Annotated in this window: 14 protein-coding genes, 2 tRNA genes and 1 other RNA gene; 4 read left to right on the top strand and 13 right to left on the bottom strand. The window is 64.4% G+C overall.

The window, feature by feature from the left end:
- Window positions 1-76 (bottom strand) — tRNA-Lys (locus tag C7C57_RS05280).
- 126 nt (window positions 77-202) lie between these two features.
- Here C7C57_RS05280 and C7C57_RS05275 point away from each other — a divergent pair.
- Window positions 203-1,000, top strand: a complete 798-nt coding sequence (locus C7C57_RS05275) for an inositol monophosphatase family protein (protein WP_187977849.1) — start codon at window positions 203-205, stop codon at window positions 998-1,000.
- A 62-nt stretch (window positions 1,001-1,062) separates the two neighbouring features.
- Here the strand turns inward: C7C57_RS05275 and C7C57_RS05270 are convergent, their stop codons facing one another.
- The 6 genes from C7C57_RS05270 to C7C57_RS05245 form a co-directional block, all read right to left on the bottom strand.
- Window positions 1,063-1,314 carry a twin-arginine translocase TatA/TatE family subunit gene (locus C7C57_RS05270; protein ID WP_187977848.1) on the bottom strand — a complete coding sequence of 84 codons (252 nt, stop codon included), beginning with the start codon at window positions 1,312-1,314 and terminating at the stop codon, window positions 1,063-1,065.
- Window positions 1,315-1,344: 30 nt separating this feature from the next.
- A complete protein-coding gene (locus C7C57_RS05265) occupies window positions 1,345-2,223 on the bottom strand; it encodes a carbohydrate ABC transporter permease (RefSeq protein WP_187977847.1) in 879 nt (292 codons plus the stop codon).
- Window positions 2,220-3,074, bottom strand: a complete 855-nt coding sequence (locus tag C7C57_RS05260) for a carbohydrate ABC transporter permease (protein WP_255505782.1) — start codon at window positions 3,072-3,074, stop codon at window positions 2,220-2,222. Before C7C57_RS05260 ends, C7C57_RS05265 begins: the two co-directional genes overlap by 4 nt.
- Before the next feature lie 107 nt (window positions 3,075-3,181).
- Window positions 3,182-4,531 carry an ABC transporter substrate-binding protein gene (locus C7C57_RS05255; protein WP_187977845.1) on the bottom strand — a complete coding sequence of 450 codons (1,350 nt, stop codon included), beginning with the start codon at window positions 4,529-4,531 and terminating at the stop codon, window positions 3,182-3,184.
- Window positions 4,532-4,610: 79 nt separating this feature from the next.
- Entirely contained in the window at window positions 4,611-5,444 is an 834-nt protein-coding gene (locus C7C57_RS05250) for a hypothetical protein (RefSeq protein WP_187977844.1), read from the bottom strand.
- Window positions 5,441-6,535 (bottom strand): Gfo/Idh/MocA family protein, encoded by a 1,095-nt coding sequence (locus C7C57_RS05245; protein WP_255505781.1) that lies wholly within the window; start codon window positions 6,533-6,535, stop codon window positions 5,441-5,443. The genes C7C57_RS05250 and C7C57_RS05245 overlap by 4 nt, the downstream gene beginning before the upstream one ends.
- Before the next feature lie 152 nt (window positions 6,536-6,687).
- On the opposite strand from C7C57_RS05245, the gene C7C57_RS05240 reads away from it, so the two are divergent.
- Window positions 6,688-7,359 carry a TetR/AcrR family transcriptional regulator gene (locus C7C57_RS05240; RefSeq protein ID WP_187977843.1) on the top strand — a complete coding sequence of 224 codons (672 nt, stop codon included), beginning with the start codon at window positions 6,688-6,690 and terminating at the stop codon, window positions 7,357-7,359.
- An 81-nt stretch (window positions 7,360-7,440) separates the two neighbouring features.
- Here the strand turns inward: C7C57_RS05240 and ssrA are convergent.
- The 6 genes from ssrA to prfB form a co-directional block, all read right to left on the bottom strand.
- Window positions 7,441-7,811, bottom strand: a transfer-messenger RNA (tmRNA) gene (gene ssrA / locus C7C57_RS05235).
- Between the two features lie 162 nt (window positions 7,812-7,973).
- Window positions 7,974-8,711: a tyrosine-protein phosphatase gene (locus C7C57_RS05230; RefSeq protein ID WP_187977842.1), complete on the bottom strand. Its 738-nt coding sequence runs from the start codon at window positions 8,709-8,711 to the stop codon at window positions 7,974-7,976.
- A 112-nt stretch (window positions 8,712-8,823) separates the two neighbouring features.
- Window positions 8,824-9,300 carry an SsrA-binding protein SmpB gene (gene smpB, locus C7C57_RS05225; protein ID WP_187977841.1) on the bottom strand — a complete coding sequence of 159 codons (477 nt, stop codon included), beginning with the start codon at window positions 9,298-9,300 and terminating at the stop codon, window positions 8,824-8,826.
- A 98-nt stretch (window positions 9,301-9,398) separates the two neighbouring features.
- Entirely contained in the window at window positions 9,399-10,319 is a 921-nt protein-coding gene (ftsX, locus tag C7C57_RS05220) for a permease-like cell division protein FtsX (RefSeq protein ID WP_187977840.1), read from the bottom strand.
- Complete coding sequence (ftsE, locus tag C7C57_RS05215; protein ID WP_030148582.1) at window positions 10,316-11,290, bottom strand: cell division ATP-binding protein FtsE; 975 nt, start codon at window positions 11,288-11,290, stop codon at window positions 10,316-10,318. The genes ftsX and ftsE overlap by 4 nt, the downstream gene beginning before the upstream one ends.
- Before the next feature lie 99 nt (window positions 11,291-11,389).
- Window positions 11,390-12,499 carry a peptide chain release factor 2 gene (gene prfB / locus C7C57_RS05210; RefSeq protein WP_030148581.1) on the bottom strand — a complete coding sequence of 370 codons (1,110 nt, stop codon included), beginning with the start codon at window positions 12,497-12,499 and terminating at the stop codon, window positions 11,390-11,392.
- A gap of 64 nt (window positions 12,500-12,563) precedes the next feature.
- On the opposite strand from prfB, the gene C7C57_RS05205 reads away from it, so the two are divergent.
- Window positions 12,564-12,648, top strand: a tRNA-Leu gene (locus C7C57_RS05205).
- A gap of 66 nt (window positions 12,649-12,714) precedes the next feature.
- On the top strand, window positions 12,715-13,545 hold the full coding sequence (locus C7C57_RS05200; RefSeq protein WP_187977839.1) for an aldo/keto reductase: 831 nt from the start codon (window positions 12,715-12,717) through the stop codon (window positions 13,543-13,545).
- Window positions 13,546-13,579 lie beyond the last annotated feature (34 nt).

Raw genomic sequence — 13,579 nt, 5'->3', positions numbered from 1 at the left:
TGGTGCACCCCCTCGGACTTGAACCGAGAACCCACTGATTAAGAGTCAGTTGCTCTGCCGATTGAGCTAGAGGTGCGTTGTCCGAATAACCGGACAAGAGAAGACTTTACCAGTGCCGCACGCTCTTTTCCAATCGGGGCGCGTGTCGCCGTGTCGCCCGGTTTGGCGCGGATGCCCAGGGGGAAACGCTAGGCTATTTCGCATGACTCTCGATGCCTCTTGGACCCCCGAAGAAGATCTCGCCCTGGCACTGCGTCTGGCCGATGCCGCCGATGCGATCTCGCTCGAGCGCTTCCGCGCCGGAGACCTCCGAGTAGACACCAAGCCCGACCGCACCCACGTGACCGACGCTGATCTGGCCGTGGAGCGGACGCTGCGCGCGATGATCGAAATCGAGCGTCCGGGAGATGGCATCCTGGGTGAGGAGTATGGCACCGAGGGCAGCACCGCACGCCAGTGGATCCTCGACCCGATCGATGGCACCGCCAACTTCCTTCGCGGGGTTCCCAACTGGGCCACCCTGATCTCACTGGCCGAAAACGGGGTCCCCCGGGTCGGCGTCGCCAGCGCCCCGGCATTCGAGAAGCGCTGGTACGCGGCCCCGGGTGCCGGTGCCTGGCTGATCGAGGGGAACGCCGAGCCGCGCCGACTGCACGTTTCCGGGGTGCGCAGCATCGAGGATGCCTCGCTGAGCTTCCAGTCCATCGGTCAGTGGCGCGATGCTGGCTACCTCCCCCAGCTGCTGACCCTCGCCGAAACCGTGTGGCGCGACCGCGCCTACGGCGACATGTGGTCCTACGGGCTGCTGGCCGAGGGTCTGGTGGATATCGTCGCCGAGTTCGACGTCAAGGAGTACGACATCGCCCCATTTGTGGCGATCATCACCGAGGCCGGCGGCCGCTTCACCGCTATCGACGGCACCGAAACCATCGCCGGGCGCAGCGCGCTGGCCACCAACGGTCTGCTGCACGACCAGGTGCTGAGCATCGTCGGCCGCTAAGCCTACCCCGGCTCACACGAATGCCTCGGCCCGTCGGGTCGAGGCATTCGCGTGAGTGAAAGCTACCGGTTGTGTGTGGGTTTCGGCCGCACCTCCCCGGGCGCGGAGGGCTCCGCGAACGGCGCAGAATCCGCAGGCTCGGCCGCCGTTTCGACGTCGCTCTGCGTGGCGGGTGCCTCTCGAATCTCCGTTTTGAGAATCCGCGCCGACTGCCCCAGGCTGCGCGCCAGCGCGGGGAGCCTGGGTGCCCCAAATAGCAGCAGGACTATCGCAACCAGCGCGATCATGTGCCATCCCGAAAGGTTTGCAAGCATGGTGATCTCCTTCGATCCGTTGGGTGAGGTTTAGCGCCCGGCGAGTGATCCGCCGATACCGCCCACGCTGAAGTAGCGGTTGAGGGTGGCAAAGAGCAGGATCGGCGGAATCATCATGATGACCGAGACCGCCATGATCGAGCCCCAGTCGGTCATGTTTTGCTGGACAAAGGACTGCACCCCGACCGGCAGGGTGAAGCTGAGTTCCGACCGCAGGAACACCAGCGCCACCAGATAGTCGTTCCAGGCGAGCAGGAACGCGAAGATCGCGGTGGAGAGGATCCCCGGCAGTGAGTTGCGCAGGATGATCCGCACAAACCCGCCAAACACCGAGGCCCCGTCAATCCAGGCGGCCTCCTCCAGGGCAATCGGGATCGAATCGATATAGGCGGCCATCATCCACGTGGCCACGGCGATCGTGCTGCCCACATAAACCAGGGTGATCCCAAACAGGCTGTCCGAGAGCCCAAAGCCCGCAAACAGGATAAACAGCGGCACTACCGAGACGATCACCGGCAACGACTGGATCACAAACAGCAACAGCGAGTATCCAGAGACCACCCTTCCACGGCCTCTGGAGAGGACATACCCCGCGGGGGCCGCGACCAGTACCGAGACCAGCACCGTGGCCAGCGTCACCACCAGGGAGTTACGCAACCACACCAGAACCGAGGTCTCGGTGAGGACGGTGGCGAAGTTTTCCAGGGTGATGGGGTCGGTGGTGGTGCTGGCGGCGCTGGGCTGCAGCGAGAGTCCGATCACCACCGCGATGGGGATCAGGGTCAGCGCCGTCAGCAGGATCAGCAGCGCAAACCGCCACCACCTTCCCTTTTCCTCGGGGGCACGGGAGGGGCGCGCAAGAACCGGCACCGATCCCGGCCGTACGGGCAGCGTTACGGAGACACTCATGCTGTGTCCACCTTTCGAATCTGACGGTAAAGAATGACCGAGACGGCAACCAGGACCGCGGTCATCAGGAAGGCGATTGCCACACCCGACCCGGTCTCAAAATTCTGGAACACCGATCGGTATGCGAGGACCACCAGCGATGTGGTGGCGTTGACCGGACCGCCGCCAGTCAGGAGGTAGATGGTGGGGAAGTCGTTCACGCAGAAGATTGTCATCAGGATCCAGCTGATGTAGGTGGAGCGTGCTACCAGGGGCAGCGTGATCTGGGTGAACTGCTGTCGCGGGCTTGCGCCGTCCATCCGGGCCGCCTCGTAGACCACCGGGTCAACGCTGGCGAGCGCCGACGCACTCATCATCATCATGAAGGGGAAACTGACCCACACCTTGAAGATGCACACGGTAATGGCCGCGAGCGTGGGATCCGCGAGAAACAGCGGGGTCCCCCAACCCAGCGCCTCAAAGAGCTGCGGTACCGGACTGGACGGTGTGGCCACCAGCCAGTTCCAGGCGGTCGAGGAAACGACGATCGGCACCACCCAGGGCAACAGGAGCAGCACCTTGAACAGTCCCCGGGCGGGCGTCCGGGTTCGCAGGAGGAGTGCGAGCCCGAGCCCGACGATCCAGCTGCCAAACACCCCCACCACCGTGAAAATGAGGGTGAAGCGGGCGGCCTCCCAAAACGCGGTACTGGTCAGAGCGTTGGTGTAGTTGGCGAGCCCGACAAACTGGCCGTCATCCAGCAGCGATCCATCCCGAACAGACTGGTTGAGACCAAACGCCAGCGGATACGCGTTCAGCAGGATCAGCAGCAGCACGGAGGGCACCACAAATAGCACCAGTGTCAGGTTCATCGGTGTGAGGCGCCGACGAGGACGCTGAGGTTTTCCGGCGGGCCGGTGACCCGTACCCGCCGGTATCGCTCGGGCTCGGGTGCGTGGGGGAAGCGTTGAGGTCACCATTACGACTTCTTCTTCATCAGCGATTCGATCGCCGCCTGGAAGGTGGTCAGGGTCTGCTTCGGGTTGTTCTTGCCCGCCAGCACGGTCTGCGAAAAGGTCTGCATGCCCTGCCCACCATCCACCGCTGCGAGGGCCCCGAACGAGCTGGTAGAGCGCGCACTGTAGGTCTGCGAGATCGGCTGCCAGACATCAACAATCTTGACGTTCTGAGCGTTCTCCTGAAACTCGGGCAGGTCGGCAATCGAGCGGCGCACGGGAATCGCGGTGATGACCTTCTGCTGCCAGTAGGTCTTCATGTTGTCCACATACCACTCCAGGAACGCCTCCGACGCTTCCTGATTGGGGGTAGCCGTGTACATCATCAGGTTGTTGACGTAGTAGAGCGAGCCTTTGGTGCCGTTGGGGGAAACCAGCGGCTCCCCCACCAGCACGTCGTTTTCGGTGTCCCCCACCGAGGCGTTCCAGCCCGGCGTATTGATGCCCATGCCGGCCTTACGGTCCTTCCACTGGGTCAGCAGGTTCTCCGAGGTGTAGCTGACGGCGGCCGGATCGATGATCCCCTCGGACACCATCTCGTTGAAAAACTCGAGGGTTTCAATGTTGCGGTCGGTCACCAAATCCGGGTTGCCCTCGGGATCAAACATGCCGCCACCGTTATTGATCATCATCGAGACAATCGCGTGCCCCCCGAGGTTGAATCCCGACCCGGCACCGGTGGCAAAGCCCACCACCCCGATCTTTTTCAGCGCCTTGCCCGCGCTCAGGAATGAGGCCCAATCGGTGGGGACGTCGACCCCGGCCTTTTCCAGCAGTGACTTGCGGTACCACAGCACCCGCAGGTCCATCTGCCAGGGAATGGCCACCTGGCCCTGGCCGGTGCGCAGCGCATCAAACACTCCGGGTAGGAAATCGTCATAGGATCCACTCTTTTTCAGCGCATCCACCACCCTGTCCGCGTAGGCGATCTTCCCCGCCTCGGCGAACTGGAACGCCTGGAACCCGGAACCCGAACTCACGGCGGGGCCGGTGTTTGAGGCGATCGCCGAGCTGAAGGTTTGGTAGTAGTTATTCCACTGGATGCTCTGGTAACTGGCAGCTCCGAGGCCGGCGGCGGGTGTGTAGCTGGCGATCAGGTCCTTCCCGGCGCGGGAATAGTTTGCCTGGCCCCAGGGCATGTCCCAGAACTTGATGGTGCCCGCACCGCCACCGCCTCCGGCACCACCTCCGCCTCCGGCCGCACCGCCGGGGCTGCAGGCGGCAAGCAGAGGAATGGCCGCGGCGGCCCCCAGTGCTCCCAGGAATCCGCGACGGGACATCTGTAACCGGGAAACCGATTCGATACTATTCATGATTTTTCCTTTTCCGGAGGCGCACCTTTGGGCACCCCACTATCTCGGCATTGAGGGGAGGGGGAGAGAAAGTCTGTGGTTAGACGGCCGGGGACAGGCCCATCTGGATGCGCCGGCCGTGCTCATAGTGGGCGAGGTCGGAGGTTGTCGTGCCGCCGTGAACGGCCGCTACCAGGCGGCGCAGTGCCGTACGTGGCGCGTTTTCCCAGAGGGCCGCGCGGTCGTCGTGGTGCCCCGGAGTCCAGATATCCACCCGTGCCCGCAGGGCAATCACCGGATCGGGAAGCTCCAGCACCACGGTGGTATCGGCACCGATCAGCCGAACCCGGGCGCCGCGGGGGCGGGAGGCGGTGAGGTGGCCGGAGAGTTGGAATTCTCCGCCCTGCTCGAGCGATCCCACCACGCGGAATCCCCCCGCACCGTGCTCGTGCAGCGTGGGTGATGCAACCGTTGCACCGAGGGCGCGCAGCAGCGCCAGCTGGTCGGCGAGGGCGAGTTCCAGATCCTCATCGGGTGGCAGGTCGGCACTGATTTCCACGAATGCCCGGGCCGCAACCAGCTCCGCGGCGGCCGCATGGTGGGCAGCAACGGCGGCGTTACTAGCCCAGTCGGTGAGGATGACCACCGGGGTGGATGCGGCGCTCGCGATCAGCTCGCGGGCATCCTCGGGGCGGGGGCGCACGATCAACAGGCCGCGATAGCCCGCGGCGATGGCCTCGCTGGCGCGCCTGGTCCAGCCTCGGTCCCCGGCGATGGCCAGCAGATCCGCGCCGGCGCAGGCCTGGTCTGAGGAGGGCCGTTTCACGCCGAGGTGTCCCGGGCGGAGGGAAACCGGCAGCGCGGCGATGCTCTGATCGATCATGCCCGGGATTTGTGCCGCGGGTTCGGTGTTGAGGGAGAGTTGAGTGCTCATGCGTGTGCTGCCTTCACTGTGTTGCGGGCGAGGTTGGAGGCCGTATCGGCGATGGTCAGGGCAAATCGAAGATCCTCAATTAGGGTGTCGGCGGGCTGGGCGGGCGTCGCCCCCGCGGCAACCTCGGCGAGGTGTAACCACTCCCCCGCGTAACCGTTGTGGATCTCGCGGCCAAAGACCGTGCGGCGACCGTTCTGTGCCAGGGTGACCACGGCGGATCCCGCATGAATGTAGGAGGGGCCAAAATCCACGGCGATGGAGGCGTCCTCGCCGATGGCCTCGAAGAACCAGGAGGGTTCCCAGTTGTCGGTGAGTGCCGCGTGGAGTTCGATGGCCAGGGCCCCCGCCCGCAACACGATATGGTAGCCGCCGGGGGCCAGGGCCGCCGCGCGCACCACCTCGATTGGGGTTCCGTCGGGAACAAAGGTGCGCACCAGCGGAAGGTCGTGGATGGCGAGTCCCATGACCCCGCCGAGGACACGTTCGGCGACCTGCTCGGGGTCACTAAAGTCGGCAGGAACCGAGTCCGGTCGGCCCAGAACCTCGGTGGCGGAGTCTTCAAAGTAGGCGTTGGGCGGGAGCACGATCGAGGAGCGTACCGTGTGCACCCCGGCGGGGAAGTTCCCCCAGGCGGCGCGGGCCGCAAGCCAGGCCGGATCGTAGGTGTGCATCGCGCCCACGAGGATCGGCACACCGGTTTCGACGGAAACCTCGGCGATGCCGCGGGCCTCCTCGGGGGTCATGGCGAAGGGCTTCTCGCAGAGAATCGCCCGCTTACCGGCGCGACAGGCGGCAATCACCTGCTCGGCGTGGAAGCGATGTGGGCTACAGATCACCACAACCTCTACGGTGGGATCCTGCAGCAGATCTGCCATCGTGGGGGCGACGCGGGCGCCCACACGCGCGGCCACCGAGGCGGCGACTTCGGGGTCAACGTCCATGATGGCGCGCACGGTGAAGTGCTTCTGCAGACGGGAGAGGGTGGGGAGATGGATCGCCTGAGTCACCGGTCCGGCACCCAGAATGCCCACGCCCCAGGGGGTCGATGCGCGGGGGTCGGAACGATGAGACGGCGTGAGTTGGTCCTGCACGGGGATGTGCCCTTCGATAGCGATGTGCCCTGTTTCGCGTCGATACTCTGTGCACCATTACACGAAAGTTTTAGGGTTGTTCAATATTCATATATATTGAACGAAGATTCAATTTTGTGCAAGACTTTTTTTGAAACGACGACAGGAGACGGATGACAACCACCAAACGCGGCCCCTACCGCAAGGGAATCGAACGTCGGGCAGAGATCCTCCGCACCGCCGGCCGGGTATTTGGTGAGTACGGATACGCCGGTGCATCCCTGCGTCAGATCGCCGACGAAGTGGGGGTCACCGCAGCCCTCCTCATCGCCCACTTTGGGAGCAAGGAGGGGCTACTGATCGCGATCCTCAAGCACCTCGCCGATGAGGGCGACGCGGCGATGCCCAACGACGGCGTCGGCATCGAGTTCTTCACCTGGTACTCGCCGCTGATGAAGTTTCACCTTCAGCGGCCCGGATTCATCGACCTGCTCCTCACCCTCGCCGCAGAGGCGTCAAGCCCCACGCATCCGGCACGCGATTTCATGGTCGAGCGCTACCGCCTGTTTGTGGCCAAGTGTGTGGCGCAGCTGGAGATTGCGCATGCTGCCGGAGATTTGCCCGGCGTCCGTCCCGAAAAATTCGAGTTCGAAGCGCGCGCGTTTATCGCGCTGCTGGACGGGGTTGAACTCCAGTGGCGACTGGAACCCGAGATGGACCTGTTTGAGACCGTCACCAGCAATCTCGAGGTGATGCTGAGCCGGTGGAGCGGACGTGAGATCATCCTGACCCGGGATCCGGTGATCCCCGAGGTTCCCGGAGTCGCCCCCACTCCCGAGCCCTAGCCACGACCAGGCCGCAACACAAAACAGCCCGGTTCCAGAGGGAACCGGGCTGAGTGCTTCAACAGCGTGTGACATGACCGATGGTGGAGATGCGGGGAATTGAACCCCGGTCCACTGCTGCAATTCTGCGTCTTCTACGGGTGTATCCTTCGAAAACGTTTTCTCGGCCCCAACCTTTACCGAAGGCGGTTAGGTTGACAGGCCCAGCCAGAGTATTAGTCCCGCGTACCGCTCAGGCGTCGGCACACAGCAAGTTTCCTAAATGACGCCAGGAACCGGGGCGGAAACAAACCCGGTCTGACGGACTATCGGGCTCGCTTAGGCAGCGAGGGCGAAGTCAGTGCGCTTAGAGTTGGCACTTATTGGTTTTTCAGAGATCGTTAACGAGATAACCCTGAATCCTCGACCCGCTTCTCGCAGTTTCACAGGCAATGTCGAAACCGATCATCCCCATGCACATTCACGAAGAATGGGTCATGTCACACGCTGTTGAATTTTCAGGAGCCGAAGCCCACGAACCCCGAAGGGATGCCCCCAGTATATCCGGGATTGCCCGGGTGGGGAACCACGTTCGCGCGCGGCGATCAGCCTAGCGCGCGAACGGCGACCGTGGGCTAGTCCCTTTCGATCAGCAGCGCGCGCAGACGCTCGCGAATCTCGGGGCCCACGCCGGCCGAGTCGAGGTATCCCTCGAGCCCGCCGGGAACCGCATAGAGGTCAACCAGTACCGATGCGAGCACGTCCCGCGGGCTCTCGGTCATGATGCCCAGCAACTGCGGCGTGACCTCGATACCCTGACTGCGCGCCATCTCGGTCATGTGCTCGGCCCAGGCCCCGGCCAGGTTGGCCTGGGTCGCCTCATAGTCGTCCAGGACGTCCTCGCGGTCGGCCCCCACGGTCAGCAGCACCAGGGCGCTGAGCACGCCGGTGCGGTCCTTGCCCGCGGTGCAGTGGATGATCGCCGGGGTGGTTGCCGGCTCGACGAGCTCGGTCAACACCGCCCGCACGACGTCGGTGTGGCGGAAGAGGATCGCCCGATACAGGTCGCCGAGCCCGAGCCCCGGAGTCGCGGCGGCATCCACCGATCCCTCAAACACCGCGTGGTGCAGGTCTTGGAAGCCCAGACCCTCCACATCGTCGGGCATCGCCGCACGCTCGGGCTCATCACGCAGGTCGATGATCGAGTGGATCCCGCGCTCGGTCAGCGCCGCGCGTCCAGCCTCCCCCAGGTTGTGCAGGGCATCGGAGCGATAGATCACGCCGGAGCGGGTGCGCCCGCCGGGGACCGGATAGCCCCCGAGATCACGAAAGTTGACGGTACCGGGCACGAGCAATGCTGAGGATGCGGTCATACCAACATCCTGGCGTGCGGGCCGCGCGGGTGCAAGGATTTTGCCGACAATGTCCGGCCCTTAACGTCTTGCGGCGACCCTCGTCTCCGAGGACCGCCGCAAAATCTATGCGCTACTCGCCCAGGCGGTTTCGCGTCGCCATCGCGCGGGCAGCCTCGCGGGTGTCCTGACGCTCACGCAGCGCGTGACGCTTGTCGTATTCCTTCTTACCCTTGGCAATCGCGATCTCCACCTTGGCGTTGCCGTTGTTGAAGTAGATCTTCAACGGGATGATCGTGTAACCGCCCGGGGCCACCTTATGCGCAATCTTGTTGATCTCCTGGCGGTGCAGCAGCAGCTTGCGCTTACGCCGGGCGCTGTGGTTGTTCCAGCTGCCCTGGAAGTACTCGGGAATGTGCACGGCATCCAGCCAGATCTCGTTCCCCTCCACGAAGGCATAGCCGTCCACCAGGGACGCGCGACCCATCCGCAGCGACTTCACCTCGGTGCCGGTGAGGACCATTCCCGCCTCGAAGGTGTCCTCGATCAGGTAATCGTGGCGCGCCTTGCGGTTGGTTGCGACAACTTTTTCACCACGTTCCTTGGGCACGGTGTTCTCCTTCTTTGGGCACAGCTGGGCCCGGTAAATGACTCGGGCTGCCCGGGAAACCCGGGCAGCCCATCAGTATATCCGGTTGGGACCGGTATTTATGCCTTCAGGTAACGCTTGATCGCGAAGTTCGCCGAGAGCGCTGCCAGGATCATGCCCACCAGGATCAGTGCGGGAACCACGATAAACGCGTCTCCCAGCCCCACCAGGTTGGACATCGAGGACGGCACATTGTCCTTGAGGTAGCCCTGCACAAAGAAGTGCACGATCGCGACTATCGCTCCGCCCGAGAGCAGGGACCCAATGAAGGCGGAGATCACCCCCTCAAGGATGAAGGGTGTTTGGATGAACCTGTTCGACGCACCCACCAGACGCATGATCGTGATCTCACGGCGACGCGAGTAGGCCGACAGGCGGATGGTGGTGGCGATCAGCAGCACGGCGGCCATCAGCATCAGCGCGGCGATGCCGATCGCGGTGTAGGAGGCCACGTTCAGGACCGAGAAGATCGTGTCCAGATACTTGCGCTGGTCGGTAACCTCTTCCACGCCGGGGGTGCTCGAGAAGGCCTCGGAGATCACGTTGGACTGGGCCGGGTTCTTCAGGTTGACCCAGTAGGTCTCCTGCAGCTGGTCCGGGGTCACGTACTTGGTGATCTCGTTGCCGGCGAACTTCTCCTGGAAGCGCTTGAACGCCTCGTCCTTGGACTCGAAGTAGAACTTCTCGATCACCGGGGCCAGGGCGGCCGACTTCAGCATGTCCTCGACGCCCTTGCGCTGGTCATCGGTCACCGCACCGCCGGCGCAGGATTCGCTCAGCGAGTCCTGTGGGCAGAGGTAGATAGCCACCTGGGCACGGTCATACCAGTAGCCCTTCATCTGACCGATCTGCATCTGCATGAGGGCGGCGGCCCCCACGAAGGTCAGCGAGATGAAGGTCACCAGGATGATCGAGACCACCATCGACAGGTTGCGACGTAGGCCGGTGAAAACCTCGCCCCAAATCAGCGACATTCTCATTTAACCGGCCCCACGTTCTGCTCGTCTTCTCCCGTTTGGTCACCGTCGCGGCGCAGGCCGAGGCTCTCGGCGATGCCGAGGTGATCGGTCGCGTCCTCGGTCTCCACCTGCGGCAGGCTGATCGCCTGCGTGTGGGTCGGGGTCGCGGGCGTGACCGGCGCGGCCGGAATGATCGGCTGGGCGCGGGTCTCCAGCTCGGCGGCGGCAGCCTCGGAGGCCACGGCTGCCTGGGCGGCCAGGGCAGATTCACCCTTGACCTCCTGCGGACGCAGCTCGGGCACGATACCGGTGTTGCCGTATCCGCCGGAGCGCTCGTCACGGACAACCTTGCCCTCGTGCAGCTGGATCACGCGGCGACGCATCTTGTCCACGATGCCCGCCTCATGGGTGGCCATCACGACGGTGGTGCCGCCGGCGTTGATCCGCTCCAGCAGCTGCATGATGCCGGCGCTGGTCGCGGGGTCGAGGTTACCGGTGGGCTCATCGGCCAGGAGTACCGGGGGCTTGTTGACCACGGCGCGGGCGATCGCCACACGCTGCTGCTCACCACCGGAGAGTTCGTGGGGGTAACGCTCGCCCTTGCCATCCAGGCCCACCATCTTGAGGACGTCGGGGACGGCCTCCTGGATGAACCCGCGAGACTTACCGATGACCTGCAGCGTGAAGGCCACATTCTGGTACACGGTCTTGTTGGGCAGCAGGCGGAAGTCCTGGAACACCACGCCCAGCTGCCGACGGAAGTAGGGAACCTTCCGGTTCGAGATCGAACCCAGGTCGTTTCCGAGCACGTGAATGGTGCCGGACGTGGGCCGCTCCTCCTTGAGGATCAGCTGCAGACAGGTGGACTTTCCCGACCCGGAGGCGCCCACGAGGAACACAAACTCCCCGCGCTCGACCTCGAAGTCGATCCCGTCGACCGCGGGTCGCTTGGACCCGGGATACTTTTTGGTGACGTTCTCATAGCGAATCATGACGTTTCGAGCCTAAGCATGCCGCTGAGCTTTTGCGCGCTGACACGCCAAGAGGGGTCACACTCTCGGGTTTCGGGGGCCGTTGTTCCGCGGTCGGGACTAGTCGCGGTCGGCGCTCTTGCGCCAGCGGATGCCCGCGGTGATGAAGCCGTCGAGGTCGCCGTCAAACACGTTGCTCGGGTTGTTGACCTCGTAGTCGGTGCGCAGGTCCTTGACCATCTGATACGGCGCCAGGACATAGGAGCGCATCTGGTCGCCCCAGCTCGCGGTGATATTGCCGGCGAGCTCCTTCTTCTTGGCATTCTCCTGCTCGCGCTGCACCAACAGCAGTCGGGACTGGAGCACCCGCATCGCGGCCGCCCGGTTCTGGATCTGCGACTTCTCGTTCTGGCAGCTCACCACGATGCCCGTGGGCAGGTGGGTGATCCGCACGGCGGAGTCGGTGGTGTTCACCGACTGGCCGCCGGGGCCCGAGGAACGGAAGACGTCGACGCGGATGTCGTTGTCGGGGATGTCGATGGACTCGGTGACCTCCATCAGCGGCACCACCTCGACCGCGGCGAAGCTGGTCTGGCGCTTGCCGGCGGAGTTAAAGGGACTCATCCGCACCAGGCGGTGGGTTCCGGCCTCGACGCTCAGCGTGCCGAAGGCGTAGGGCGCGTCGATCTCGATGGTGGCGGACTTGATGCCCGCCTCCTCGGCGTAGCTGGTGTCGAGCACCGTGGCCGAGTACTTGTGCTGTTCGGCCCAGCGCAGATACATCCGCAGCAGCATCTCGGCGAAGTCTGCGGCGTCCACTCCCCCGGCACCGGCGCGGATCGTGATGACCGCGGGACGCGGGTCGAACTCGCCGTTGAGCAGGGTCTGCACCTCGAGGTCACCGATCGCCGTGCGCAGCTTTTCCAGCTCGGCACGCGCCTCGGCGGCGGAGGCCTCGTCACCCTCCTCGTTGGCCAGTTCGATCAGGACCTCGAGGTCGTCCAGCCCGTTGGCCACCCGGGTGACACGCCCGAGCGAGGCCTGCTTGTGGCTCAGCGCGCTGGTCACCTTCTGTGCCTCATCGGGGTTGTCCCAGAGGTCGGGCGCACCGGCCTGCTCGCTGAGCTCGGCAATTTCCGCGCGCAGACGGTCAAGGTCCAGCACGTCGCTGATGGTCGCAAAGGTGCTGCGCAGCGCGGCGATTTCGGCACTCAGGTCAAGATCTAACATATGGACCCATCCTAGCCGGGCCTGCACCGCGCGTGCATGCCCGCACGCTACACTGGAGAAACAAGCGCGAGTGGTGAAATTGGCAGACACGCAGGATTTAGGTTCCTGTGCCTTCGGGCGTGCGGGTTCAAGTCCCGCCTTGCGCACCAGTTTTTGATGGACCCGGTGGGATTTTCTCTTGACCCGATGCACGGCCCGATGGGTAGCATGGGTGGATGACAGCGTCGTTGAGTTTCTCAGAGCTTTCTCTTCCCCCGATCGGATTTGGTACCGGGCGTGCGCACGGCCTCGCCGGCATCGAATCCCTGCACTCGGCCTTTGAGGCCGGGTACCGCCTGCTGGATTCGGCCTTCAACTATGAAAACGAGGGCACCGTGGGGCGCGCGGTGCGTACCGCGGGGATCCCCCGCGACGAGTTCATCGTCACCAGCAAGTTGCCCGGCCGCCGCCATGCCCGCGCCGAGGCCACGTTCACGATCGAGGAGAGCCTGTTCCGCACCGGCCTCGATCACATCGACCTCTACCTGATCCACTGGCCGAACCCCCGCGTGGATAAATACGTCGAGGCCTGGGAAGCCCTGATCGATGCCCGCGAGCGCGGGCTGATCCGGCACATCGGGGTATCCAACTTCCTGCCCGAGCACATCGAGCGGCTGGAGGCTGAGACCGGGGTGCGGCCGGTGGTCAATCAGATCGAGCTGCACCCGTGGTTCCCGCAGGAGTCGGCCGTGGCCTACCACCGCGAGCGCGGCATCGTCACCGAGGCGTGGAGCCCGCTGGGCCGCGGCAACGGGGTGACCGCCGACCCGGTGATCGAGCGCATTGCCGCCGGACACGATGTGTCCCCGGCCGAGATTGTGCTGGCCTGGCATGTGGCCCGCGGGGTGGTCCCGATCCCCCGTTCGGCGAGCCCCGAGCGCCAGCGACTCAACATCGCCGCCGCCCAGATCGAACTCTCCACCGAGGAGATCGCCCTGATCACCGCTCTCGGCCGCCCCGACGGCCGCCTGGGCGACCAGGACCCGGCGGTCTACGAGGAGTTCTAGCCCCTAAATAAAACGGCGGGCGGTGGAGATTATC

The organism is Mycetocola sp. JXN-3 (assembly GCF_014522285.1).
Taxonomy (GTDB): Bacteria; Actinomycetota; Actinomycetes; order Actinomycetales; family Microbacteriaceae; genus Mycetocola; species Mycetocola saprophilus.
The sequence above is the reverse complement of the archived record's forward strand: the minus strand, read 5'-3'. Positions and strand labels throughout refer to the sequence as shown.